The following is a 26,115-nucleotide window of genomic DNA, read 5'->3' as shown; positions in this document are numbered from 1 at the left end:
AGCCACTTTATAGTAAAGCACTCTGGTATTAATATTATTTTAAAGCGCGATAACGTACACCTAAACAATTAGACAATACGTTTGACCGGCAAGAGAAGAGTAATATTGAAGATTAGAACATCTTGCTCTGGTGATTTATATAGTCACTAAAATTGAGCGCTTAAGCGTAAAGTAAAGATGACCAAATCGCCCATTAATTTATTTCCAGAAGGTGATGAAATAAATTGCAAATCAGGTTTGATATTTATCTTGTCATTTAACGGATATAAATAAAATAACTCAGTGACTTGCTCACTCGCTGCTGCCACAACATCCGCTTGGGTGAATCCTAAACCCAAGGTATCTTCTTCACTGAAAAGACCTTGGTAATTTACGCCAATACTAAAATGCTTTTCTATAATAGCGACTTTTTTCTTTGCTTGTCCCCATTGCATAAAGGCACTGAATTTTTCATTAAAGTAATGATCAACCGCGATATAAATATCTGTTGCGCTTGCCGAGACTCGATCGCTATTTTCACGATGTGAATGATTCCAAACACCCAGTTTCACCGAACTATTACCTTGATAGTGCCACTGTACTTCAGCAATAGAAAAAAAGTCATCAAAGTGATTATACTTAGCACTACTCTCGTAATAACCAAGTCGAGTGGTTATCGCTGAATTTAATTTATATTGGCTATAAAGACCCATGCTTGGCTGAGGATAGGTGGGAAGGCCTTGAATTGTTGGACTCACCCCCATAGAAGAGTTAATAAATTCTTGACCATATTTGGTGTTCGCAAAGTCACTATTGGCGTCCATTTGTCCTAACTTAACAAATAACTTTTCACTTAGTTCAACCGCCAAAATAACTTCAAAGGCGTGATTAAAGTCTTTTTCATCAATATTACTAAATCCTTGAATATCACCGGCAATATCAGAACCTTGTTCACCACGTTGCAGCGCATAACCAACAAAAATATAACTTTGCTTGCCAATAAGGCTAGTTAGCTTTGTTTCAAAGCCAACGTTGAGTAAGCCACGTATAACAGGTTCAGTAAAGGTATTATTATCAATAAAAGAGCTGTCAACGGTAATGTCTGAACTAAACCTTGTTTCTAATGCTTTAACTTCGGTTGTGGCAATAGTTATAAAAAAGAGTGTGATTGAAGATATTTTATTTAACATTGTTTTCAGCAAAATTTTGGTGCTCATCTTTTAGAGACGTTTTATCAATTTTTTTAATTATACACAAATTAATTAATGAGTAACGTTCAATTAATTAAACGACTGGCGAAATCGATAACCTTAATACCGTAAAGGTTTTACGCTATAAGTCAGTTAAAAGGCTAAAATTAGTTTTTAGGTCAAGCAAGTGATAGTTGCAATGTATGGAAAGTTTGCTAAGGTCTTCATGGTGTTTATCTTTAGTACAATAGCGATAATTTAAGCTGCGCTGTTGGAGTTGTTTGTTAATTCAGTTTTTTAACACTATGACTACAAATAAAACATAAAATTAAAAACTATAATGACAAGCTTGCCCGATAAGTCCTGTTAACATAAGGGAGCATGTAATCTGGTACTAAGTTCCCTTTTGTGGCGGTATTTTAGTAAATTTAAGCCAGTCTTTTTGATAACGGATATCGAGACGTATTATTACTATTTGTAAGCTATTTTTTAAAAAAATTACTCATAAAGTCATTCAATTAGCTTTATTAACTATTGTTATATTTTCTTCAGTATCAGTTCACGCTCAACAGTATCGTTTTGCGTTACTGAATGTTCAAGATGGCCTTCCTTCGCTGAATATCAATAAAATATTCCAACAAAGCAATGGTTTTATTTGGCTTGCAACGGATGCTGGAGTTAGCCGCTTTGATGGTAAAGCATTTCAGCATTATAAATTCTCTCCTGGTAGCCCACGTCACATAAGCCACAATTTTATTACCGACATTATAGAAGACAGTACCGGTAATATTTGGTTAGCAAGTGAACATGGACTAAATAAAATCCTCCCCGATGGCAATGTTGTCATTTACTTGCAAGACGCTAAAAATCCTAATAATTTACATTCAAACTGGACCGTATCTCTGCATGTTAATCGTCAAGACGAATTATGGATTGGCACTGGTAGCGGTCTAAACTTATACAATAAAACAAAGGATAACTTTGAGTTTATACCTTATTTTTCAAATGGTAATAAGTACCAGGTCACTATTTACGCCATTGTAGAAGATAAACTGGGACGCATATATACCATAACATCTCACGGTCTAGCTTTATTAGATAGAGAGCAAATGATTTTACAAGCTGTGGTAACCGATAATGCCGAACACACAGCGCTTCTTAGTAAAGTAACGATGACTGCGGTTACCGATAGCCAAGGTATACTTTGGATGGGCAGTGAGGCAGACGGTCTTATTTCATATAACCCTAACACGCAGGTGGTTAAAAACTTTAAGCATGCCCCAGATAACATCGATAGCCTTGCAGATAACAGCATTTATACTTTAGCTTTTAGTGAGCAAGGTGATTTGTGGATTGGTCACTCCTATAAAGGAATAACAATATTTACACCGAAAACAAATACTTATCAACATATTAAAAATCAACCATTTTCTCTTGCTAGCCTTCCTTCTAATATGATCACCCACATATTTTTTGATCGTTCAGGTATGGTCTGGATCTCCACCGACAATGGTATAGCCACTTATAGCCCATATACGAGTGCAAGCTATATCTATCGTAAAAAACCAAACAATAAAGGTCTTTCAAGTAATTTGATTAACCACATAGTCGTTGACAAAAATATCGCATGGTTAGCCACCGGGCAAGGCCTTAATACCCTTAACTTAGAGACCAATGAAATTAGTCATATAGATTTAGATGGCCTGACTCAATATCAATATTCTCATGATAGCATTTGGAATATTGCTCGAATAAACAACGAACTCATCTGGTTATCATCTAATCAAGGTGTCAGTTTGTTTAATCATCAAGCCAATACCTTAAGTCACTTTGATAATTCAAATGGCAACTCGCAAGGCTTTCCAAATAACGAATTTTATACACTCACCCAAGATAAAAACAATGAGATGGCGGTATGGATAACCGGCTATATAAACGTTGGATTACTTTTGTTTGATCAAGAAAGTGGCATCAATAAACAATTTCTAAATAACGAAAATAATAAGTATTACGATGAAGGAAACTTTACCTATCAAACCGTTATCGACGATAACGGTTCTATGTGGATGGGAACTACCGATGGTATCTTTAAAGTCGATATTAAAACCGGCGCATCAACACAATACAATGTTGGTATTAACGGCGCAAATGTAAGGGTTAGCGGGATAATTCGTCTAGCATCTGGAGATATTTGGGCAAGCACACAAGGCGGCGGACTGGTTCGTCTCTCTTTTTCTGGCCCTGATAAGCGCACCGTTAATATAAAAACAATGACCAAAGAAAATGACCTGCTTAACGGTCAATTAAAATCAGTGGTCGCTCAAGGAGAGAGTCGACTTTGGTTTACTACCAGCAATGAGCTCTACATGTATGACATTTATACTGAACAAGTAACTCAGTATAAGTCTTTACTCTTGGACAAAAACTTTAACTTCATTGAAGCGGCTATTGCCATCGTTGATAACACCTTACTATTAGCGACCAACAAGGGCTTAATTCGTGTTGAAACAGATAAGTTGTCGCAAAATAACTTTAACCCCCCGATCCAAATAACTGAGATCATTGTTGCTAATAAGAGCACAGTGATAGTCAGTGATAAAACTTTTTCTGAAAGCTTGGTTCTCGATGGTGAAAACCCCAATATTCAAATTTATTTTGCTTCGCTTGATTATACAGCGCCTAAAAACAATCATTATCGATATCAGCTTAAAGGCTTTGATAGTGATTGGGTGTACAGTGAGAATACCAACTTTGTTCAATATACTAATTTAGATCCGGGCAGTTATCAGTTTGTTGTCCAAGGAACGAACAGCGATGGGGTATGGAGTCGGGATCAATCGACGATGATGATTGATGTTGGCATGCCCATTTGGTACTACCTTTTTATCGTTTTATCACTTATTACCCTAGCTATATCAATTCGTTATGTAATGTTAAAAAAACAAAAGCTGATAGAACTTAATCAACGAGCCAACCATGATGCATTAACAGGATTGGCTAATCGCTATTATTTAAACCAAAAATTAAACGAATTAGTTGCTAAAAAGAACAGCTATTTTGCCATTGTCTTTGTAGACATTGACCATTTTAAAGAAGTTAACGACACCTTGGGCCACGACGCAGGCGATCAGTTGATTATTCAAATAGGTAAACGACTGCAATCATGCTTACGCGCTCACGACCTTTTAGCTCGATGGGGTGGTGATGAATTTGCCATTATCATCATTACCTCCCCTGATGATGATGGTCTTGCCCATATAGTTGAAAGAATGCACAAGCGTATTAGTGCTTTGTATCATATTGATGATCAAAGGATCAAAAGTTCAGCAAGTATGGGGGTTGCCAAATTCCCTCATCACGGAGATGACAGGAAAACCTTACTTAAAAATGCCGACATTGCCATGTATGCAGCTAAGAATTCTGGCAGAAATAGCGTCAACTATTACAGCCCTATTTTAAGTAAAGAAATGTTAGAAAAGTTTGAGCTCAGCAATACCTCAACATCACAGTAACTTGAACCTTGTTATTGCTACAGTAGTGAATTAATGGTGTTGCATCTTAACTTTCACACTTATTAGAGTGGTGCTTCTTAGCGGTATTCGAGGGTAAATCATTAAATAACAATCGCTAAGTCATTTAGAAATAACAGGTCGTTGTTAGCTAAATTGATGATATCGTTATTTTAGCGAAATAGCGCTAAGCACTATATTTAAGAGATTGTCAGAGGAGAATATTGTTGAAAAAGCCCTCTTGCGTTGCAGTTAATCTATATCGCGATAATGCCCAAATATGTCAACTAACAAATAAAAACGACTCCGACAGGAGCCGTTCTTTATTAATAAGATGTTTGTTTATGCTTTTTTACGTTGCGCTTTAATTGCTAAGCCAAAAAGTGCTAAAGCAAATAACCACAGCGTGGCAGGCTCAGGAACTTGGGTGACGACAATGCCATCTGCAGAAACTCTGCGCTCGCCATTGGTACAATCTTTTTTACCAATAACGGTATCAGCACCAAATTCAATAAAGTTACTTGCTGAATAAGCACCGCCGCAATCGTTGCCTATGCCGGCTATCATTGAATCAGCACCCGTTTGAACAAAACCTCTAGCAAAAATATAACCTCTAGCCTCAGCGCCCGCGCCCAATTGTGTGTAACCGGCTGAGCCGGTTTTGTCACCAAGAACATTCCAGATAATAGTGCTGTTATCAGTAACATCTTTCAATATTACTTTTGCGTTTGCAGAGAAGGTCAGATAGTTGGCAATGTTAAAAATCCAAGAGCCATCCATGCCTTTGCCATCAAGCGTTAAGGTTTTACCAATCGCTATGGTTAAATAATTTACCGTGCTGTAGATACCGGCTTCAAGTGTTTCGTCATTGGTGCCAAAAGTGGTTGATACAAGCTCTGTTCCTGTACCCAGGTCTTTTATATCTTGTTGCACAGAGGTAATAAGTGCTTCCTGATTAGTAATGATGGGGGTCAGCGCAACAACTTTCAAAGAATTAGCGGTAAGCTTGCCAACGATGCCAACACCAGCACCAATAGTGGTGGTAGTTCCGGCATCAACATTGCTCCCGAAAAGCGAACTAGCGCCAACCGTTACTGTACTGCCTGCTAAAACATTGCCGCCAACAGCCACTGTCGCACCAATGGTGACCGTAGTGCCAGCACTCAGCTCACCATCAATTTTTACACTAGCGCCAAGCGTTGCCGTGGTGTTAGCTTTAATAGAGCCCTTAACTGCTGCGGCTGCGCCAAGAGTAGCTGTTGAGCCTGCCTGAATAGAACCATTTACACCGGCAGCTGCGCCAAGCGTTACTGCGGTTCCTGCCTCAACACTACCGCCAACAATTGCATTTGCTGCCAGTGTTATCGCAGTGGCACTTTGAATATTACCACCAACAGTGGTACGTGCACCCATGGTTATATAGCCACTGGCATAAAGCGACTGGTTATTTAGGTCGGAGCCTAACAAAGGTTGAAAGCTCGCTTGTGCGCTAGGCACAGCAGATAACACCAAAAAAAAGAGGAGTAGCTTGATAAGTTTCAAATTAGACACCATTTCATATAGCTGATAGCTGATAGCTGATAGCTGATAGCTCAGCATATAAAAAAACTTAATTTTTACAGAACAAAAAAACTTATTCTAAGACTTGTACAATTGTATAATAACAGATCACCGCTCTCTTGTATGTAACTTAAACAGTTAAATTATAATGCTAGGTAATCATTGTTTAACTTTACAGCTTATTGAACCGTTTTGTGTCAATTGATACTATTCAATGTCTAAAGTTAAGGCTATTAATTATTTCATGCTTAAACTCGTCTACTTTCAAGTTTACCATCGAGTAATAAAATATATTTGCAAAAAAGGCTGTGAATTATTGATGACAACAAAGAAATATTGACTTTCCTCTAACATAAATAAAAATAGCGACTAGAATAAAGTAGACAGTAATTATTACGGTGTTATAGTCACACATGCTCCCTAATTAAGATTACTCACGTTTGCTGTTCACTCGCCTAAGCTATTAGGACTATAGACAGTGACAATGTGACATTGTCTTAATGTTTATCAATAAATGGTTATACTGGGTCACTTTTGACCATTACCACCTCAAAACTGCTAATTATAAAACGGACTTTATGAAACATACACAGCAATGTCTTATTATACTGATGCTTTTTGTTTGCACTAATGTACAAGCAGCTCTACCGCCTAAGCTAGCTCCTCCTTTGGATAGCCTAATCATCTATTCTGGTGCGGCAATAACCATGGGCGCGAGTTCAATTGTCAATGGTAATATTCAAGTAGAGGCCGCCGCAACGATCGGCGCAAGTTCAACAGTTGGTGGCTATATTGTGGCTGGAGCCGCTGTAACACTTGACGCGTCTGTACAAGTTGCTGGCTATATTGAAGCCCGCGACTCTGGAACAATTGGCGCAAACTCAACGGTTGGTGGTCACTTAACGACCGGAGATGCCGCAACGCTTGGCGCAACAACCATAGATGGCAATATCATGATTGGTGGTGATCTTACCGCCGGCGCCGCCATACTGGTGGGCGCAAATGCAGTAATTTTAGGTAACCTTAGATCAGGAGCCGCGGCATCGGCAAATATTGGTGCGGATGCAATAGTCGGTGGCAGTGCAACCGCCGGAAGCGCACTAACATTAGGCACAGATGTCAATGTTAGTGGTCATGCTCAAGCAGGAACCGGTGCAATAGCACTTGACGTGAATGCAGCTGTTTCAGGAAATGCTCGCGCCGGAACCAGTGTAACGCTAGCAGCAGGAGCAAGTGTTAGTGGCACTATTACCGAGCAGAGTATTGAGAAATTTGCTAACGCGCCCAAAGACCCCGTAGATAATCAAACTCCACAACTCGAGCAGATGCAAGCAGATCTGGCTGCGATAGCTGCACCTGCGGAAAATCAGCTACCTACATCAATGACAGTAAGCAGAACACTGACTAAGGGTGTATTCCACACTACTGCCCTAACGACGACTGCAGGCATAACGCTCACCTTTGATGGCGAAAATGAAGATGGCCATTGGCTTATCAATAGTGATTCCTTTATTGCTTTTGGTGCAAGTACGATAATGATATTAAAAAATGTAACGCCTAACAGTACGATTACTTGGAATGCAGGAAGCTATACATCGACAGGCGAGAGCGTCAAGATGATAGGTACTTTTTTTGCTGGCTCTTATATCCTTACTGGCGCAAGCACTACATTAAAAAGCGTTGGTGATGCTTGTGGTGGCCTATTTACCGCTACCGGCGCCGTCACATTAGGCGCCAGTAACATCATTGGCACATTAGGTTGTACGGTTCAACCCATTGAACCCTTGCAGTGCATTGCAATCGCGGTTTCTGATAAAATAACAATTGAGAGTTCTGCCAACATCTATCAATGGAACGGTAATTCGGCAATATCAACTAACAGCACGGCCAGTAAAAAAATTAAAGTTAAAGATTCAAGTACTGTACACACTGATGTTCTCGTTGGATCCGGAGGCAATACCACTACAGTGATTGAAATCACAGGTTCTGGTTCCATCACAGGTTCGCAGAGTGTCCAATCGTCGAACGAAATAATACCATCTAGCATTATTGCACCTAACGTAGGTGGTAATTTCGGTGATGTTACTTATAAGAATGTGTCGGTCACCATCAGTAACAGCTTTGAGGCTGACGATCTAAAAATAACAGGCAACGCGATAGTTTATATTTCCGGGGACGTTACCCTAGTGACCAAAAAATTCAAAATTGAAGATACTGGGCAATTGATTCTCAATCAAGGAGCTAGCTTAAAAATTTACGCCGATAAAGGTTTTGAATTTAAAGACACTGCCCAAGCAAACAACGGTGGTGATCCTGCAAATTTAATGTTTTACGGCACTAATAAAGATATAAAAATTGAGGATGATTCTCGCGTTTATGCACGAGTAGAGACAGTAAATAGCAAATTGGAAGTTAAAGATGAGGCCCAGTTCCGAGGTGGTTTTAAAGGTCGTGAGTTCAAAGTAAAGGATTCAGCAAGTGTATATGCAGATTACAACGCTTGTGATATACCACCCCCTTTAACGCCTATTCCCATGGTGGCAGGAAAAGTAACCTTAAATAATACAGTAGATAATCCAACCTTTACTCATGTATGTTTTGATACCCCTTTCGAAGAGGTGCCGATAGTATTTAGCTTGCCAACCACTGCCAATAACAGCGATCGTTTAGCCCTTAGGATCCGCAATGTTACTACTGATGGCTTTGATATTGCTCAAGTAGAATCACCAGAAGACGCCAATCCTAATCCACCAGCCGGTAACTTACCTCAAACTGTCGATTTTTTAGCGATAGCTGCGGGCGATTATAATCTAGATGGCGGTGCAAAAATGCGGGTAAACACCTTACAAACCTTAAAGTTTCAAGGCAGACAAATAGCAGGTGCGTCTTGGCAAACTGTTTCTACTGCAGATTTAGGTTTTTCCCAATCACCAGCCATCATCACCTCCATTCAAACAATGAATAACGAAACCAACCCGTTTTCTATTTCTAACCCCTTTTTAAGTACTACGGTAGACAAAGTGTCTAACACAAAATTTCAAATCGCTTTGGAGCGAGGGGAAACAAACTCAGGAACACTTAACACCCCTGAAATCATAGGTTATATTGCTATTTCTGCGGGGTTTAACGGTCAGTTGACCAATAGCATCAGTTACGAATCATTTAAAACTAGTAATAATGTTACCGGGATCAATAGCTGCCGATTGTTCAACTTAACAGATAATTACACCGATAATCCACTCGTAATAGCCAGCCAAAACAGTCGAAATGGTAGCGACGGCGGTTGGCTAAAACGCTGTTCAATTTCAACGTCGAGTGTTGGATTTTCGATCGTTGAAGATGCCGATAGAGATAATGATAATTATCATACCAATGAACTAGCCGGTGGCTTGGCGCTGGGCGGTACCTTTGAAGATTTCACCAATACTTGTGCTAATGTTAAATACTACAAAATTGAACACGATGGTCAAGGATTAACCTGTGAGTCAGAAACTGTAACGATTAAAGCCTGCACCGATGAAAGTTGTTCGAATTTAAGTACCGAACCAGTGACACTTGACTTTATCGCTAATGGCACGGTAATTAATTCGCCAACCTTTAGCGAAAGTACTACCGTTAGCTTTGATCATACGGTGGTTGAAACGCTCACTTTTTCGCTAGCCAATGCCACTATTCCAGCGACTAGCCCGTTTGTGTGTGACGATAACAGTAGTAATAGTTGTGATATGGCATTTGCCGATGCCGGTTTCAGGTTTCTCTCAGGTACGGCTAATAACGCCACAATACCTAATCAAATAGCTGGCTCGGTATTTAACGAAGTATTAAAGATTCAAGCGGTGAAAAATACGAATGGTGTTTGTAGTGGCTTATTTATCGATAATAAAAACATTGCTTTATCACAAGAAAACGTCGACCCCGGCGGTAGCAGTGGCCTGAGTTTTAATGTGGATAACGAGAACATTGCCAAACACTCAAATGTCACTCCTATCTTATTAGATTTTGATGCCGACAGCATGGCGATAATACCGACACCGATATATCACGATGCAGGAAAAATTCGCTTACATGCCAATTATGACATAGACGGTATCACACTATCGGGAAGCAGTAATTCGTTCTGGGTTAGTCCGGCAAACCTTATTATTAGTGCCAAGTCTGGGGCCATTAACTTAAATGGCGCTAGCGCAACGGCAACGACAACTCATCCCGCTGGAGAAAACTTTACACTGACGGTCACCGCCTATAATGCGGCTAGTCCTGCTGTTATAACGCCGAACTATTCACCAGGACAAATAGCGCTGAAGTTAACTCGAACCGGTCCGACCTTAACAGATAGTGTCAACGGTAATTTAAGTTACGGGGCATCAGGCACCTTAGCTACAAATACCAGTGCCGTCTTTCAAGATGTGACCCTGAATAATTTTTTGTTGGGCAGCTCTACCTATAATGCGGCACAATATTCTGAAGTTGGCTTAGTTAATTTAGATGTTCAAGACAGTAACTATGGCAACGCGAGTACTATTATACCCGCCGAAGCAATTAACATCGGGCGCTTTATTCCACATCATTTTAGCCAAACAGTGGCAGATAATGGTTATTTTATTGCAACCTGCAATACCGGAACAACCTTTGCCTATAGCGGTCAAAAAGATGAAGCGACCAGTAGTATTGGAGCAATTTCATATTTAACCAATCCGGTATTGGCGATTACCGCTTATAATAAACAAGGCAATGTTACCCAAAATTATTTTCAGGACAGTCAGGGTAGCGCTAATGATTATATGAAACTTATTGCTAATAACGTCAATATCACAACACCAACATTAGACCAATTAGCAAGAGGAATTAATGGTAACAGGATAGCGTTAACGGCCACTATGCATCCCGGTACTTTAAGTCAAGTTGACTTAACTCAATTACCTAGTGTCGTCGCATTACCCAAAGGTGTATTGCACTATCGATTGTCAGATGACGATCATTATTTCTACAACCGCTCTGCCAATGCACTTGTCGCGCCATTTACCTCCGATATTGATTTTGCTACGACGACTATTATAGATGCAGACTCAGTTAACGTAACCACGACTGTCGATGCATCACCCACTGGCGTTGAAATTCGCTTTGGCCGCTTACTGTTAGAAAATAGCTTTGGACCTGAAACCTCAGATATTAAGCAACCGATGAAAGTTCAACATTTTGATGGCAGCGCCTTTATTACCAGCTTGAATAATCATTGCACAGGTTATAACGATAATAATATTTCATTAACCGATATTAGCTTAGATCCCACACTGACTAATGCCCAAGGCGGCACAGGAAATTTCATTGCTGGTAAAACACGAGATATCGAACTAGCTGCGCCAGGCGCTGATAATCGAGGTAAAATAGGTGTCTCATATGATGCTTATGAATGGTTGGAATACGATTGGAATAATGATGGCCTCTATAATAATAATCCTACCGCCGTTGCTACCTTTGGTATATTTCGAGGTAACGACCGGATCATTTCCTGGCGTGAAGTCTTTAATTAATGAAAATTGGATATTTTAAATGATTAAGCCAAACGACATGACTTAACACTTTAACGTGTTTCGATTTATTGAGCTACATACTAGCAGTAATATATAGCGTGTAGCTCAAAGTGCTTTCAATAATTATTAATTATATAAAGTACACAGGCAGTTTTGGCATATAGAATAAGGGGAATAAGCCCATAACAGCATGTACAAGAGCTTTAAACGAAAATAAGCGCTATAGTTTATGTTGAAATCAATATCACACATTTTACTGAGTGGCATATTGCTTAAATTTCACCTTGTTCAGTAAAATACCCCTTAAATCATAATATGGTTTATTAATAAAATTTAAAATAAGTGTTTAAAGCGCATGGCTAATCGCTTGCATAAGTTGTTCGTCGCTTAGCAAAACTGGATTAGCAAGCATACTACCGCTTCGACAGCTTGAAATAACGGGCTGAATATTATCGAGCGAAAGTCCGTATTGTGATAAACCTTGTGGCGTATAGTTTAAAGCATAGTCTTTTAAGGTTTTAAGTAGCCCAGCTAAAATATCTTCGTCCGCCAAGCTGGGATTAAATAGTTTACCAATTTGTTTATACTTATTTAATATTAAAGATCCTCCATCTGTTGCTAATAGTACGTCGATATTGGCCGAGGTTATAGGGGCTAACAGTTTTGCGCAAACAATGCCGTGTGGAGCATCAAAAAATGCTCCGATGGGTCCTGCTAGACCATGTACAGCACCAAGTCCCGCATTAGCTAAAGTAGTACCCGATAGTGATGCCGCTAGCATTAGATTGCTATACCCTTGCTGCTGTTTACTCTCATCGGCACTATTAATATTTTCAAACGCCCCTTTAAAAAGAGACATACCTTGCCAAGCTAAAGCGTCGGTGATTGGATTGCTTTTGGGAGTCGTATACGATTCAAGCAACTGGGTAAACGCATCCATACCAGTGGCGAATAAAACCTCTCTAGGACAAGTTTTGAGTAATTCAGGGTCTAACCAAGCTTCTTTAGCTAACAATTTATTATCACGAAAAGACTTTTTAAATTTACCTATGCTCGACAAAACGGCATTTTTTGTCGTTTCACTGCCGGTACCTGCGGTAGTAGGCACGGCAATAAAGGGACACGTTGTCACATTAAAAGCCTTGCCCATTCCGACTCCTTCTAAATAATCCATCACAGACGTTTGGCTTGGGATCAAACCGGCAATGGTTTTCGCAGCATCTAAGACACTGCCACCACCAATACCAATCACTAGTTGTGTATCTATTTTACATTTAGAAACAATATCATCCACCAATTCTGGTGAGGGCTCACCCGAAACGATAAAATGGTCAAGGTGGCGAGTGGTCTCGGTTAATGCAGCACGAATAATTTGTCCAAATTGACCTTTCTGACTCAAAAAACTTCCAGTAATAAGCACAATTCGCCCAGAATATTGCTTTTGTAAATGGCTAATTAAAGAATGGCGAACTCCCCAACCAAAGTGAATGTAAGGCATAGGGGCAAACTGAAAAGCAGTGTTGGACATAGGAGACCCTCGATTTTTATAAATATGTAGATTAAAGAAATGAGCGTTGCTCGTTGGGGAAAGCAGCCAAGAACACCTCTGGTCTGCTGACACAATAACCACAAAACTTTCAACGCTGCTCGGTAATTATTCCAATATCATCATGATATTTATATTCTTATAGTTATTTAAATCAAAAACTTAAAAACAAAGTTCTATTTACCTTTACTAGGGTAACTCAACAAGACAAAGCCATAATCATAGTAACTAACGACTTCGATAGAGTTTAATAAGTGCATTTGTTGAGCCATCCATGTCTAGCGTTTCACTGGGATCAGATATTTTTGTTAGGACTTTATTACCGAGCGACTTGCCTAGTTCAACCCCCCATTGGTCAAAAGAATTTACATTCCAAATAACGCCTTGAATAAACACTTTATGCTCATACATAGCAATTAAACTGCCGAGCACCTTAGGTGTTAACGTTTCAAATAAAAGTGTATTACTGGGTTTATTACCCTCCATAACTTTATGTGTAGACAGTTTTTGAATCTCTGATACATCACAGTTCGCTTTTTTCATTGCCGCTTTCACTTCTTGAAGACTCTGCCCAGACATTAAGGCCTGACTTTGACCAAAACAGTTAGACGCGAGCATGTCATGATGATTACCCATCTTATGAAAAGGAAATAACGGCATCAAAAAATCAACTGGAATAGGCGTTTTGCTCTGATGAATAAGTTGGTGAAACGAATGCTGACCGTTGGTCCCTTCACTACCCCAAATGATAGGCCCAGTATCATAAGACATCGACTTATTATCAAGTGAAATAGATTTACCATTACTTTCCATATCCAGCTGTTGAATATAAGCGGGTAAACCTCGTAAATAATGGTAATAAGGTAATAATACTTGCGATTGCGCGCCATGAAAATTACGGTACCAAATGCCTAATAACGCTAGAATAACGGGGATATTTTTTTCCAGCGGCGCCTGGGTAAAATGTTCATCCATTTCAAACGCGCCTTGTAAAAATTCACGGTAATGGTCAAATCCAATCGCTAATGCTAAGGGTAAACCAATCGCAGACCACACCGAATAACGACCGCCCACCCAATCCCACATCGGGAAAATATTGTCTTTATCTATGCCCAATGCTTGCGCGGCCTCAACATTTGACGACACACAGGCAAAGTGATGTTTAACCTCTTCGTCTGATGCGGTTGCCACAAACCAATCACGTGCTGTTAGGGTATTACGTAAGGTTTCTTGGGTGGTTAATGTTTTCGATGAGGTAATAAAGAGCGTTGTTTCAGGATTGACTTTAGCAAGCACATCATGAATATGGCATCCGTCAACGTTCGCAATAAAATGCACATTTAACTGGCTTTGTTGATAAGGCTTTAGTGCCTCTGACATTATTTTAGGCCCCAGAAAAGAGCCGCCAATCCCAATACTAATAACATCGGTAAACGCTTTGCCGGTATAACCTACTTTTTTACCTGATGAAATATCATTAACAAAGATTTCAAGTTTAGCCAGTGTTGCCTGTATTTGTGGCATCACATCGACACCCTCAACATAAACAGCCTTCCCTGAAAAGTTACGTAGCGCGGTGTGTAATACCGGACGATTTTCCGTGGTATTAATTGCTGAGCCATTAAACATCTCAGCACGCTTGTCGACTAAACCCGATGACTGTGCCAAATTCATTAATAAATGCATGGTTTCATCGGTAACACGGTTTTTAGAATAATCGAGCATTATTCCCGAGGCAGATAGCGAAAAATGAGTAAAACGTTCGGTATCTTGCGTAAATAAATCGCGCATTTGTACCGATACGTTTTTATTATAATGATTGACGAGTGATTTCCACTCAGGGGTGCTTGGTAACATACCCGTTATATCCTAATTTAAAAGAGGAGACTGACTACAAAGTCACATAATAGCGCAACCTTTAGCTATCAGTCTTGTTTATACCAACAAATCATTACAAGTGATTAGAGAGCGGGCTTTAAATACCCTAAACAGGCATCAACTTCTTCCGTTGACCCCATAATAACTGCCACACGTTGATGGATATGTGATGGGGTGATTGTTAAGATACGCTCGTGCTCAGTAAAAGCTTTACCCTGAGCATGTTCAACAAGCATGGCTAAGGGATTGGCTTCATACAACAAACGTAATTTAGCCGGTTGCTGAGGGTTTTTAGTATCACTGGGGTAGCAAAAAATACCGCCACGAGACAAAACACGATGAACATCACCGACCATAGCGCCATTCCAACGCATATTATATTTTTTAGCGCGCGGGCCTTCATTGCCTAACAGTAAAGCATTAATGTAATCGGTAAAGCCCGATGACCACTGAGTAAAGTTTGACATATTGACCGCAAACTCTGCTGTCTGAGTTGGTACTTCTAATTGTGCCGTGGTCAGTAAATAGCAGCCTTGGGTTTTATCTAATGTATATAAACGTGACGGACCGCCCGTTGTTAGCGCCAGCATAGTCGAAGGGCCGTATAACACATAGCCTGCACATACTTGCTCCGTTCCTTGTTGAGCAAATTGTAATTCGCTGGTTGCTGGTACGTCGTCTTTGGCGCGATAGATGGTAAATATCGTGCCTATTTGACCATTGATATCGATATTAGAAGAACCATCAAGCGGGTCAAAGGCGACAATATAAGGGGCACCTTCGGTTGCCGCAACAACCGAGTCTTCTTCTTCAGACGCAATGGTTCTAACGCGACCACTTGCTAACAACATATCTTTAAGTAACTGATTGCTGATGATATCTAATTTTTTTTGCGTTTCACCCTGAATATTTTCATCTAAGGTAGAGCCCAGCACATTTGACAATGCGCCTTGTCCTACTCTAAAAGAAATTTCTTTACAGGCCGTTAACAGGGTATCAATTAACAGGATAAGTTCAATATCAACCTTATCGTTTTCTAAACAGTTTATTAAACGTTTCATAGGTCTCCCTTATAGCGATTAAGGCAATTAAGTTCTTTAAATGAAAGGATTAAACGTTCAGCCATCGACAATTCAACTTTGCGCAACCAGACTCGTGGATCATAATATTTTTTATTAGGGCTATCGTCACCCGTAGGGTTACCTATTTGGCTTTGCAGATAGGCTTTATTGTCTTGATAATAGTCAGCAACCCCTTTCCAGCTTGCCCACTGAGTGTCGGTATCGATATTCATTTTTATGACACCATAACCAATAGCCTCAGTGATTTCTGCCGGCGCAGAGCCTGAGCCACCATGAAAAACAAAGTTCAGTGTGTTATGTCCTAAACCATATTTCTCGGCGACAAAGGCTTGTGAGTTTTTCAATATCTTAGGCGTTAATTGCACATTACCCGGCTTATAAACGCCATGGACATTACCAAAAGAAGCCGCAATGGTGAATGAATCACTTACGCGACTTAAATGCTCAAAAGCATAAGCAACGTCTTCGGGTTGGGTATAAAGTAATGAAGCATCAAGGCCGGTATTATCGACACCGTCTTCTTCGCCGCCGGTACAACCCAATTCAATTTCTATCCCCATATCTAGTTTTGACATACGTGCTAAGTACTTCTGACAAGTCTCAATATTTTCAGTTAAGCTTTCTTCCGACAAATCAAGCATGTGCGAACTAAATAATGGTTTACCATGTAAATTATAATAGTCCTCCCCTGCTGCTAATAAGCCATCAATCCAAGGTAATAATTTTTTAGCGGCATGATCGGTATGAAGAACAACGGGTATACCGTAATTTTTTGCTGCCTGATGTACGTAATGAGCAGCGGCTATGCCACCCAATATAGCTGGTTCATGGTCTTTTAGTGGTACACCTTTTCCTAGAAAAAATGCTGAACCACCATGCGACAACTGAATAATAATCGGTGACTTACATTGATAAGCAGCTTCAAGTGCGGCATTAATCGAGTTAGTACTGACAACATTGACTGCTGGAATAGCATAATTTTGCTGACGAGCAACACGGTACAGTGTATTTAAATGCTCGCCACTCACAACACCTGCGGGTACTAAATGGGTTAAATTTTTCATTAATGATCCGTATATTATAAAAATGTTAAGCTAATAAAATTGCATCTTATCTAAATGACAAAACGACTGACATCATTCATTAGCCGCTTTGCAACAGCATCTAGCTATTGCAGCTTCTATTGTGCATTCAATGCCAATAAATTAATTTGCCTAGCCACAACATTTATTACATCGAGAATACGACCAATTTCAGTACTGTCATCCGCTACCCGTTTAATGATCATTTATGCTTGATTTGTTCACAAAGTTGGTCAATAGATGTCTTTGCTCCTTCACCAATAATTCAGCGGTAACGATAGTATTATCAGCAGATTTAGATTTATCAGCCGTACCTAAACAATTAGCGGTCACTTCTTGTACTGTAGCGCCTAATTTATTAACAGCCACAACGACCATTTCAATTTGGTTTAAATCCGTACCGACTTCTTTATTAACCATTATTATGATCTGCTGAATGTCACCAGTCGTCTAATTTTTTGATGAATACAGTGATCGAAACTACTTTTTCTTTATCAGATATTTAATAAAAAAACCTGTGCAATAATGCACAGGTAAAGCATAAAGAGCAGTCGGAGAGTGCAAAACACTCACTTAGAGGACAGACTTACTGCTCACTTGCAAAATATGACCCTCAGCACAAAGAATGAAGAGGCTTTATACTGATGGTCATCTCAAAAGTTAAACACTAAAAGTAAGGTTAGTTAGTAACCTACTCAGTTAAAAATCATATTGAAAACCAACTATTACAGCAGAATAATCCGCTTGTACGTCAGATTTATATTCTTGTAATTCACCCACTAAACGTAATTGAGGAGTTACTTGATGATGAACAAATAGCATTGACAATTCATTATCAACTTCCGCTACTGCACCAAGTCCTTTGGTATCATCAGCATCTTTACTATCTTGATGTCCTTCACCATAACTATAACCAAGGGTCGTTTTGTCAAAGGTATAAAAGGCTTCAACATACCATTGGGTAGCGTCAACATTAGCATCGTTAATAGTGCCACCGTATAAACCATCAGCACCAATACCGGTAGTATCGCTATATGATAAAGCAATACTGAAATTACCTAAGTTAACTTTAGTACCAAGATCAATGCCTTCTAAATCGTAGTCAAATGACGTAGCACCTGAGACAGAAACATTTTGTTGTAAAAATCCTGTCCATAGCGATATGCTGCCATTGTCGAATTCAGAGGTGTAGTTGATTTGTGCTTCAAAACGCGGAGAGTCTGTTTCAATAGCAGCATCTTGTGGCTCTTCAGGGTTGATCAAGGCCACTTTAAATTCTAAACCATCATAATTTTTTGAAGTGTATTTTATCTGGGGATTAAAATTAGCATATACATAACCTGTGCCTATACGGCCACCCGTTGCATTACCCGTATCTGCACCGCCACCTAACCAACCAACACCACCTTGACTTGCTTTATCACCAATTGCAGAACTATTGAAAACGCCAAAATCTTTACCCGCGGTTATCGTACCAAAATCACCCGCAATTTGAATTTTTGCAACTCGGCTTTCGAAAGCACCACCATTTTGTACGCCATTTGAACCATTTAAATGCGTATCTATTTGGAAGTGACCTGATACCGTTAAACCGTTGATCGTTGGAGCAACGATATTGAAGTTCAAGTTAGCGGGATTAAAGCCTGATGCAACACGAAAGGCTTTTTCAGAATCATCATGATCTGAGCTAATGGCAAAAACTGGAATAGAACCATTAATACTTGTTTCCCAACCTGTATCACTTTTAAGTACAACACCCGCATTAGCGGCATAAGGAACGGCTAATGCCAAAGCAATTGCACTTGTTAATATAGAGACTGATTTTAAATTGTTTAATTTTTTCATACTGTTAAATCCTAAGCATAATATTTTATTATGAAATTTTGATAGCATTATCCATGCCCTAAGAGTTTCTTAGGGCTGGATATCTATTTATTCAGAGAGTTAAGGCTTGGTTATTCTGCACGCCAGCTTTTTAATAGATCATCATAGGCAATGGTTTTGCCTTGAGGTTTTTCATTATTAAGTTTAGCTTTTGGTGCACCAGGCTTGCTTAACCAATAGTTAGGGTCACGTTTTTTATTCAGTTTTGGACCACATTCACCTTGAACATTGGCACGCTCTAAACGTTGCATGACTTTGTCTTGTGCCGCAGCTAAATTATCAAGTGCTTGTTGTGGTGTTTTTTCGCCACTTGCTGCTTCAGCAATATTTTGCCACCAAAGTTGAGATAATTTAGGGTAATCAGGTACATTAGTTCCCGTTGGTGTCCACTGCTTACGTGCTGGACTGCGGTAAAACTCTACTAATCCACCTAGTTTTGGTGCGACATCAGTCATGGCTTGAGAGTTCAAGTCGGACTCACGAATAGGTGTTAAACCTACCAATGTCTTTTTCAATGAAACTGTTTTAGAAACAGTAAATTGTGCATATAACCATGCGGCTAAACGACGTTTTTCAGGTGTTGATTTCAAAAAGGTCCAAGCACCGGTGTCTTGATAACCTAATTTCATGCCTTCTTCCCAATAAGGTCCTTTTGGAGAAGGAGCCATACGCCATTTAGGTGTACCATCATCGTTAACAACAGGTAAACCTACATCTGTCATACTTGCAGTGAAAGCAGTGTACCAAAAAATTTGCTGAGCAATATTACCTTGCGCGGGTACAGGACCTGCTTCACCAAAAGTTAAGCCTGCGGCTTCTGGTGGTGCATAAGCATGTAACCAATCAACGTATTTAGTTGTCGCAAATACAGCAGCTGGTCCATTGGTGGCGCCACCACGAGAGACACTAGAGCCTACTGGACGACAACCATCAACGCGGATACCCCATTCATCAACAGGCAAACCATTAGGTAAACCTTTATCACCTGCTCCAGCCATTGAAAACCAAGCATCAGTAAAACGCCAGCCTAAAGAAGGATCTTTTTTACCGTAATCCATATGCCCATAGACACGCTCACCATCAATATTTTTAACTTGATTGGTAAAAAAATCGGCAATATCTTCATAGGCTGACCAATTTTCTGGTACTCCTAATGCGTAACCGTAACGTGCTTCAAATGCTTTTTTCAAATCAGCACGAGCAAACCAATCAGCGCGAAACCAATATAAGTTAGCAAATTGTTGATCAGGTAATTGATATAATTTTCCGTCCGGACCTGTGGTAAAATCTAAACCAATAAAGTCTTCGAGGTCTAAGGTAGGTAAAGTATATTCTTCTGCTTCATTTTCTATCATGTCCGAAATAGCAACGACTTTACCGTAACGGAAATGAGTACCAATTAAATCTGAGTCGTTAATATAAGCATCATAGATATTACGACCTGTTTGCATCTGAGTTTGCAATTTTTCAACAACATCGCCCTCTTGAATCAAGTCATGAACGATATTGATCCCGGTGATTTCGGTAAATGCTTTAGCCAAAACTTGTGATTCATAGGTGTGTGTTGCTATCGTTTCAGACGCTACATTTATTGTCATCCCTTTGAAAGGTTTAGCTGCTTCCATAAACCACTTGAGTTCCTCAAGTTGTTCGTTTTTAGTCAAAGTAGACGTTGAAAATTCTTTGGCTAGCCATTTCTCTGCTGTTTCAGTAGATTGATCTGCTAGCGAAGGTAAAGCCCATCCTGCTAGTGATAAAGCAGTACCTAGTAATACAATCTTCTTTAATTTATAATTTCTCATGATTTTTCTCATTTTTATTTTAGATTGTGATAAATCACTGGGAGCATGTTTCAGCTGCTAACTTGTTCATGCTTCCAGTTCTATTGTTGGTGTTAACCAACCGAGCTACCTGACAAATAGTGTTTTAATCCCCCGAATCAATCTATTTGTTCAAGCCTTAAACATACCGAATTTTATATCTAGCTCATTCAATATATTTAATTTTTACCAAGCAACAATTTCCTTTAAAACATTGCTTGTTTTTACTTACTTTTGCACTGTCTATCCCCAGCGTAATAATACCGCTAGCCAGATGACTGACAATGCTAATGCAATCATTAAACTTAATTCAGTAAACGCTAAAAAGGCTAAGTGAATATAAGCACTGGAAAGAAGACCAATAAAAAGGCGATCTCCACGAGTGGTGCTGATCGGCAAAAAGCCTTTGCGATCGATGCATGGCACCTTGATTTCATAGACAGTCATGCATAAAAGTATGACTCCGATAACACTAAAAAATGTTGCTGTTAGGTCAGTCCACGCCATCCAATTCATAATATATCTCCTAAAGTGTTTTACACACGTCCCAAGGCAAAACCCTTGGCAACATGATTACGTACAAACCAAATAACTAATATGCCAGGAACAATCGTTAATATGCCCGCAGCCGATAATAAGCCCCAGTCAATTCCAGCAGCGCCAACAGTACGAGTCATAATAGCGGCTATCGGTTTTGCTTCGACTGAAGTTAATGTTTTTGCAAGCAGTAACTCGACCCAAGAAAACATAAAACAAAAGAAAGCCGTTACACCTATACCTGAACGAATCATAGGTAGAAAAATTCTTATAAAAAAACGTGGAAAGCTATAGCCATCAATAAAGGCCGTTTCATCGACTTCTCGCGGAACACCAGAAATAAAGCCTTCGAGGATCCATACCGCTAGCGGTACTGTAAATAAACAATGGGCGAGTGCTACTGCTATATGCGTATCAAACAAACCTACCGATGAGTAAAGTTGAAAGAAAGGTAATAAAAACACAGCGGGTGGCGCCATTCTATTTGTTAGTAACCAAAAGAATAAGTGCTTGTCACCAACAAATTTATAGCGGCTAAAAGCATAGGCTGCAGGTAGCGCAACAACTAAGGTAATGGCCATGTTCATAGATACATATATCATCGAATTTACATAACCCATATACCAACTTGGATCGCTAAAAATCGTAATGTAATTGTCAAAAGTAAAGTCATTTGGCCACAATGTTAGTGCACCCAATATTTCATCATTTCGCTTAAATGACATATTAAGTAACCAGTAAATTGGCACTAATATAAATAATAAGTAAGCGGTCATGCCTAGTGTTTTACGTTTATTCATTTGCATGGGATATTCCTTACTTCGCTTTGTCTTGAAGGTTAATGATGGTGAAAAATAGATAGCACACTAATAAAACAATTAAGTAATAGATAAGTGAGAAAGCCGCAGCTGGCCCTATATCAAATTGACCTATCGCCATTTTTGTCAGGGCTTGGCTGAGAAAAGTTGTTGAGTTACCGGGTCCGCCACCTGTTAAAACAAACGGTTCGGTATAAATCATAAAACTATCCATAAAGCGTAATAACACGCCAATCACTAAAACACTTTTTAAGCGCGGTAATTGAATAAACCGAAAGATAGCCCAGCTTGATGCGCGATCGATACGAGCTGCCTGGTAAAAAGCTTCTGGTATCGCTCGTAAACCTGAGTAACAAAGTAATGCAATTAGCGATGTCCAATGCCAAACATCCATCAATAATACGGTAAACCAAGCATCTCCGGCATTAGATGCATAGTTATAGTCAATGCCTATAGCGTTTAATGACCAACCAAACAAACCAATGTCTGCACGACTAAATGTTTGCCAAATAGTACCAACAACATTCCATGGAATTAATAAAGGTATAGCAACAAGAATTAAACTGACTGAAGCCATTCTGCCCTTGGCTGGCATCATTAATGCAACCGCAATACCGAGTGGGATCTCAATTAATAACACAGAAAATGAATAACTAAATTGTCTGAGTAACGAATCAAGTAAGCGAGGACTACGGAGCATTTCTCGATACCATTCTGCGCCGACAAAATAGGCAGTATTTTGATCGAAAATATCTTGTACTGAGTAATTTACTACGGTCATGATTGGCACTATTGCTGAGAATGCCACCAGTAAAAAAACCGGTAAGACAAGAAACCATGCCTTATTATTGGGGATCTTCTTCATTATTCGATTCCTTGTTGTTCGGAAGAGGCATCAATTAAAAATTCATCAACATAAACCAGTAACCATTGTTCAGGGAAACTAATATATGCTTTATTTTTAGGTATTGTCTGGTCCTCGTCTATTCGTACCTTTAACTCTATTCCATCGAGTTTTAGCTTAAGTATTTTGTAAGTCCCTAAATCTTCAACATGCATAAGATCACAACAAAAAGCATCAGTATTAGGTCCATCCCAAACATGAATAAATTCAGGACGGATACCAACCTTTATATTATCACTTGGCATTTCAGCTAATAAATCAACCATTTCTGGTTCTAAATTAATATGAGTATTGCCAAATTTCACGCCATTAGTAGAACGCTGGACTTCGATTAAATTCATACCTGGACTACCGATAAAATAGCCAACAAAAGAATGGTTTGGTCTTTCAAATAATTCACGTGGTGTACCAAATTGCACTATTTGTCCACCGTACATGACCGCAATTTTCTCTGCGAATGTAGACGCTTCTAGTTGATCATGGGTAACATAGACCATAGTAATATTGAACTGCTCATGGATTTGCTTTAACTTTCGACGTAATTTCCACTTCAATTGGGGATCGATAACGGTCAGTGGTTCATCAAACAAAATGGCAGAAACATCGCTTCGAACAAGCCCACGTCCCATTGAGATTTTCTGTTTTTCATCCGCAGAAAGATTACTCGCATTTTTCTTTAAAAGTGCGGTTAGCTCTAATGCTTCAGCAATTTCATGGACTCTGCTTTGTACTTTAACTTCTGGGGTTTTCATATTGCGCAACGGAAAAGCTAAATTATCAAAGACAGTCATTGAGTCATAAATAACCGGGAATTGAAAAACTTGCGCAATATTACGATCTTCAGGTGGTATATTATTTACTTCGATACCATCGAATAATACTTGACCATTAGTCGGTGATAGAAGTCCTGACATAATGTTTAGTAAAGTACTTTTACCACAACCAGAAGGGCCCAATAACGCATAAGCGCCGCCATGTTCCCAAACATGGTCCATTTCTCTAATGGCATAATCAGCAGGTTTATTCGGATTTTTACTGTAACTATGTGCCAATGATTTTAAATGTATTTCAGCCATGGATTAATTACCTCGGATACGTTGAGATGGTGTTTGAATAGTATTACCTGCTTGGTCAAAAACGAAAAGTTTATGGGTCGGCAAATAGACTTTAATCGAGTCACCAATATGGTAGCTAATAACACCAGACAATTGTAAAACCAAATTAAAATGGTCATTAACAACATGCATATAAGTTTCAGAACCACTAATTTCAGCAAGTTGCATACGCATGGTAATTTCTAAGTCGTCATCATGATTAGGCACTAAGCCGATATGACTTGGAAGAACACCAAAGACATAATTCCCTGGTGGGATCTTACTTAAATCATCATCAAGTGGAAAATGAACAGAGTCATCAAAAGTTACTTCGTTTTGACTAAGACGACCCGGAATAAGGTTAATGGCAGGTTCACTGAAAAGCTTTGCTGCTTCAATATTAATAGGGTTACGGTATACTTTAGTGGACAGACCGGTTTGTATTACGCGACCTTCATGTAATAAAGTGGTAACTCCGCCTAACGCCATTGCTTCATTAGGTTCTGTTGTTGCGTATACGGCAATAGCATTACGTTCTTTAAATAAGTCTCTTAGTTCTGAACGTAGCTCTTCTCGCAGTTTGTAATCGAGGTTAACTAAAGGTTCGTCGAATAAAATGATGCTTGCATCTTTAACTAATGCGCGGGCCATCGACGTTCGTTGTTGTTGTCCACCTGATAATTCAAGTGGGTATCTATCGAGGAAAGGTTCGATCTGTAAAATTGCAGCAGTTTCATTAACACGTCTGGTAATTTCTGAAGCTTTAGTTTTTGCGATGATTAATGGTGATGCAATGTTTTCACGTACGGTTAAATTTGGGTAATTAATGAATTGCTGATAAACCATGGAGATATTTCGCTTTTGAACAGCAATATTGGTTACATCGATACCATCCATATAAATACTGCCAGCAGTAGGCCTATCTAACCCAGCAATCAGGCGCATTAGAGAAGTTTTCCCAGCCAGTGTGCGACCTAAGAGTACATTGAAAGAACCTGGTTCTAATTTAAGGTTTACGTCGGTGAGGTATTTTTCTCCTTCAACCTCGTAACCTAAATTTTTTAAATCAAGTGACATATTATTTTATCTTCCTATTCATATTTTTAATTTGCTTAAAATATTGCGCAAATTAATGAACAAAACTTTTGTGTAGTTGTGTATAAGCACCAATCAGACCAATATGTAAAAATCTTTACAAAAAAAACACAATAACCACATAACTTATTGTCACCAAAGGTAAAATACAAAACAATCGCCGTAAATATATTAAAATCAAAAATAATCCAATGTGTTCATTTGTGTTCAAATTAATGTATAAATGAACACAAAAAAAATTTGAACACTTATTTTTGAACACTCTAGATTGAACACCCAATAGTTAAGTATTAATCTAATGACTAACCAATCCCATATGAACAACTGACGATTGAACATCAAAAAAACGTAACAAAATAAAATATTAGCAGTTGTTTTATAACAATAAAGATTAAAAAAGCAGGTTGACAACCATGTTTATTAATTAACATAAAATATAACAATTTTTGATAATAAAAACGAAAAGTCTATAAATTGAATGGGAAATAGTTTAGATTTGGCTGTCAAAATTGTTCAAAAAGTTCAATTTATGTTCTTTTTGTCGGACTATCAAAATTATTTCTTATATTTTTACTGATAAAGTAAAATGTTAAATGTTCATGCTCT

Annotated in this window: 16 protein-coding genes and 1 pseudogene; 3 read left to right on the top strand and 14 right to left on the bottom strand. The window is 39.0% G+C overall.

The window, feature by feature from the left end; genetic code table 11:
• Nucleotides 1-146: 146 nt before the first annotated feature.
• Complete coding sequence (locus ESZ26_RS00645; RefSeq protein ID WP_170246276.1) at nt 147-1,169, bottom strand: carbohydrate porin; 1,023 nt, start codon at nt 1,167-1,169, stop codon at nt 147-149.
• A 452-nt stretch (nt 1,170-1,621) separates the two neighbouring features.
• Between ESZ26_RS00645 and ESZ26_RS19605 the strand changes: the two are divergent.
• A pseudogene (locus ESZ26_RS19605) lies at nt 1,622-1,969 on the top strand (two-component regulator propeller domain-containing protein); the annotation flags it as partial.
• A 51-nt stretch (nt 1,970-2,020) separates the two neighbouring features.
• The gene (locus tag ESZ26_RS00635) at nt 2,021-4,681 is read left to right on the top strand and encodes a ligand-binding sensor domain-containing diguanylate cyclase (protein ID WP_146796105.1); all 2,661 of its coding nucleotides are present in this window, start codon (nt 2,021-2,023) and stop codon (nt 4,679-4,681) included.
• Nucleotides 4,682-5,020: 339 nt separating this feature from the next.
• Here the strand turns inward: ESZ26_RS00635 and ESZ26_RS00630 are convergent, their stop codons facing one another.
• Nucleotides 5,021-6,220 carry an ice-binding family protein gene (locus ESZ26_RS00630; protein WP_223813301.1) on the bottom strand — a complete coding sequence of 400 codons (1,200 nt, stop codon included), beginning with the start codon at nt 6,218-6,220 and terminating at the stop codon, nt 5,021-5,023.
• A gap of 596 nt (nt 6,221-6,816) precedes the next feature.
• Here ESZ26_RS00630 and ESZ26_RS00625 point away from each other — a divergent pair.
• On the top strand, nt 6,817-11,769 hold the full coding sequence (locus ESZ26_RS00625) for a DUF6701 domain-containing protein (protein ID WP_170246275.1): 4,953 nt from the start codon (nt 6,817-6,819) through the stop codon (nt 11,767-11,769).
• A 346-nt stretch (nt 11,770-12,115) separates the two neighbouring features.
• Here the strand turns inward: ESZ26_RS00625 and ESZ26_RS00620 are convergent, their stop codons facing one another.
• The 12 genes from ESZ26_RS00620 to ESZ26_RS00565 form a co-directional block, all read right to left on the bottom strand.
• Nucleotides 12,116-13,297, bottom strand: a complete 1,182-nt coding sequence (locus tag ESZ26_RS00620) for an iron-containing alcohol dehydrogenase (protein WP_146796097.1) — start codon at nt 13,295-13,297, stop codon at nt 12,116-12,118.
• Between the two features lie 246 nt (nt 13,298-13,543).
• Nucleotides 13,544-15,172 carry a glucose-6-phosphate isomerase gene (gene pgi, locus ESZ26_RS00615; protein WP_146796094.1) on the bottom strand — a complete coding sequence of 543 codons (1,629 nt, stop codon included), beginning with the start codon at nt 15,170-15,172 and terminating at the stop codon, nt 13,544-13,546.
• 104 nt (nt 15,173-15,276) lie between these two features.
• Complete coding sequence (locus ESZ26_RS00610) at nt 15,277-16,254, bottom strand: class 1 fructose-bisphosphatase (protein ID WP_146796091.1); 978 nt, start codon at nt 16,252-16,254, stop codon at nt 15,277-15,279.
• Nucleotides 16,251-17,339 carry a class II fructose-bisphosphate aldolase gene (fbaA, locus tag ESZ26_RS00605; RefSeq protein ID WP_146796089.1) on the bottom strand — a complete coding sequence of 363 codons (1,089 nt, stop codon included), beginning with the start codon at nt 17,337-17,339 and terminating at the stop codon, nt 16,251-16,253. Before fbaA ends, ESZ26_RS00610 begins: the two co-directional genes overlap by 4 nt.
• A gap of 213 nt (nt 17,340-17,552) precedes the next feature.
• Entirely contained in the window at nt 17,553-17,777 is a 225-nt protein-coding gene (locus ESZ26_RS00600) for a hypothetical protein (protein WP_146796086.1), read from the bottom strand.
• Nucleotides 17,778-18,056: 279 nt separating this feature from the next.
• A complete protein-coding gene (locus ESZ26_RS00595; RefSeq protein WP_146796083.1) occupies nt 18,057-19,202 on the bottom strand; it encodes a porin in 1,146 nt (381 codons plus the stop codon).
• A 110-nt stretch (nt 19,203-19,312) separates the two neighbouring features.
• Nucleotides 19,313-21,043, bottom strand: coding sequence for an ABC transporter substrate-binding protein (locus ESZ26_RS00590; RefSeq protein WP_146796080.1), 1,731 nt, complete (start codon nt 21,041-21,043; stop codon nt 19,313-19,315).
• A gap of 261 nt (nt 21,044-21,304) precedes the next feature.
• The gene (locus ESZ26_RS00585) at nt 21,305-21,577 is read right to left on the bottom strand and encodes a DUF2160 domain-containing protein (protein ID WP_146796077.1); all 273 of its coding nucleotides are present in this window, start codon (nt 21,575-21,577) and stop codon (nt 21,305-21,307) included.
• Between the two features lie 20 nt (nt 21,578-21,597).
• Nucleotides 21,598-22,404, bottom strand: coding sequence for a carbohydrate ABC transporter permease (locus tag ESZ26_RS00580; RefSeq protein WP_146796074.1), 807 nt, complete (start codon nt 22,402-22,404; stop codon nt 21,598-21,600).
• 10 nt (nt 22,405-22,414) lie between these two features.
• The gene (locus tag ESZ26_RS00575; RefSeq protein ID WP_146796071.1) at nt 22,415-23,281 is read right to left on the bottom strand and encodes a carbohydrate ABC transporter permease; all 867 of its coding nucleotides are present in this window, start codon (nt 23,279-23,281) and stop codon (nt 22,415-22,417) included.
• The gene (locus tag ESZ26_RS00570) at nt 23,281-24,396 is read right to left on the bottom strand and encodes an ABC transporter ATP-binding protein (protein ID WP_146796068.1); all 1,116 of its coding nucleotides are present in this window, start codon (nt 24,394-24,396) and stop codon (nt 23,281-23,283) included. The genes ESZ26_RS00575 and ESZ26_RS00570 overlap by 1 nt, the downstream gene beginning before the upstream one ends.
• A gap of 3 nt (nt 24,397-24,399) precedes the next feature.
• Nucleotides 24,400-25,491 (bottom strand): ABC transporter ATP-binding protein, encoded by a 1,092-nt coding sequence (locus ESZ26_RS00565; RefSeq protein WP_146796065.1) that lies wholly within the window; start codon nt 25,489-25,491, stop codon nt 24,400-24,402.
• Between the last annotated feature and the right edge of the window lie 624 nt (nt 25,492-26,115).

It is taken from the genome of Colwellia hornerae (genome assembly GCF_007954355.1).
Lineage (GTDB): Bacteria > Pseudomonadota > Gammaproteobacteria > Enterobacterales > Alteromonadaceae > Colwellia_A > Colwellia_A hornerae.
Note: the sequence above shows the minus strand (reverse complement) of the source record. Positions and strands in the feature narration are given on the sequence as shown.

Excerpts from the sequence above, each read along its gene's own strand:
- ESZ26_RS00595 (WP_146796083.1), bottom strand. The coding sequence starts at position 19,202 with ATGAAAAAATTAAACAATTTAAAATCAGTCTCTATATTAACAAGTGCA.
- ESZ26_RS00585 (WP_146796077.1), bottom strand. The coding sequence starts at position 21,577 with ATGAATTGGATGGCGTGGACTGACCTAACAGCAACATTTTTTAGTGTT.
- ESZ26_RS00610 (WP_146796091.1), bottom strand. The coding sequence starts at position 16,254 with ATGAAACGTTTAATAAACTGTTTAGAAAACGATAAGGTTGATATTGAA.
- ESZ26_RS00590 (WP_146796080.1), bottom strand. The coding sequence starts at position 21,043 with ATGAGAAATTATAAATTAAAGAAGATTGTATTACTAGGTACTGCTTTA.
- ESZ26_RS00600 (WP_146796086.1), bottom strand. The coding sequence starts at position 17,777 with ATGGTTAATAAAGAAGTCGGTACGGATTTAAACCAAATTGAAATGGTC.
- ESZ26_RS00645 (WP_170246276.1), bottom strand. The coding sequence starts at position 1,169 with ATGTTAAATAAAATATCTTCAATCACACTCTTTTTTATAACTATTGCC.
- ESZ26_RS00565 (WP_146796065.1), bottom strand. The coding sequence starts at position 25,491 with ATGTCACTTGATTTAAAAAATTTAGGTTACGAGGTTGAAGGAGAAAAA.
- ESZ26_RS00620 (WP_146796097.1), bottom strand. The coding sequence starts at position 13,297 with ATGTCCAACACTGCTTTTCAGTTTGCCCCTATGCCTTACATTCACTTT.
- pgi (WP_146796094.1), bottom strand. The coding sequence starts at position 15,172 with ATGTTACCAAGCACCCCTGAGTGGAAATCACTCGTCAATCATTATAAT.
- ESZ26_RS00570 (WP_146796068.1), bottom strand. The coding sequence starts at position 24,396 with ATGGCTGAAATACATTTAAAATCATTGGCACATAGTTACAGTAAAAAT.
- ESZ26_RS00625 (WP_170246275.1), top strand. The coding sequence starts at position 6,817 with ATGAAACATACACAGCAATGTCTTATTATACTGATGCTTTTTGTTTGC.
- ESZ26_RS00575 (WP_146796071.1), bottom strand. The coding sequence starts at position 23,281 with ATGAAGAAGATCCCCAATAATAAGGCATGGTTTCTTGTCTTACCGGTT.
- ESZ26_RS00580 (WP_146796074.1), bottom strand. The coding sequence starts at position 22,404 with ATGCAAATGAATAAACGTAAAACACTAGGCATGACCGCTTACTTATTA.
- fbaA (WP_146796089.1), bottom strand. The coding sequence starts at position 17,339 with ATGAAAAATTTAACCCATTTAGTACCCGCAGGTGTTGTGAGTGGCGAG.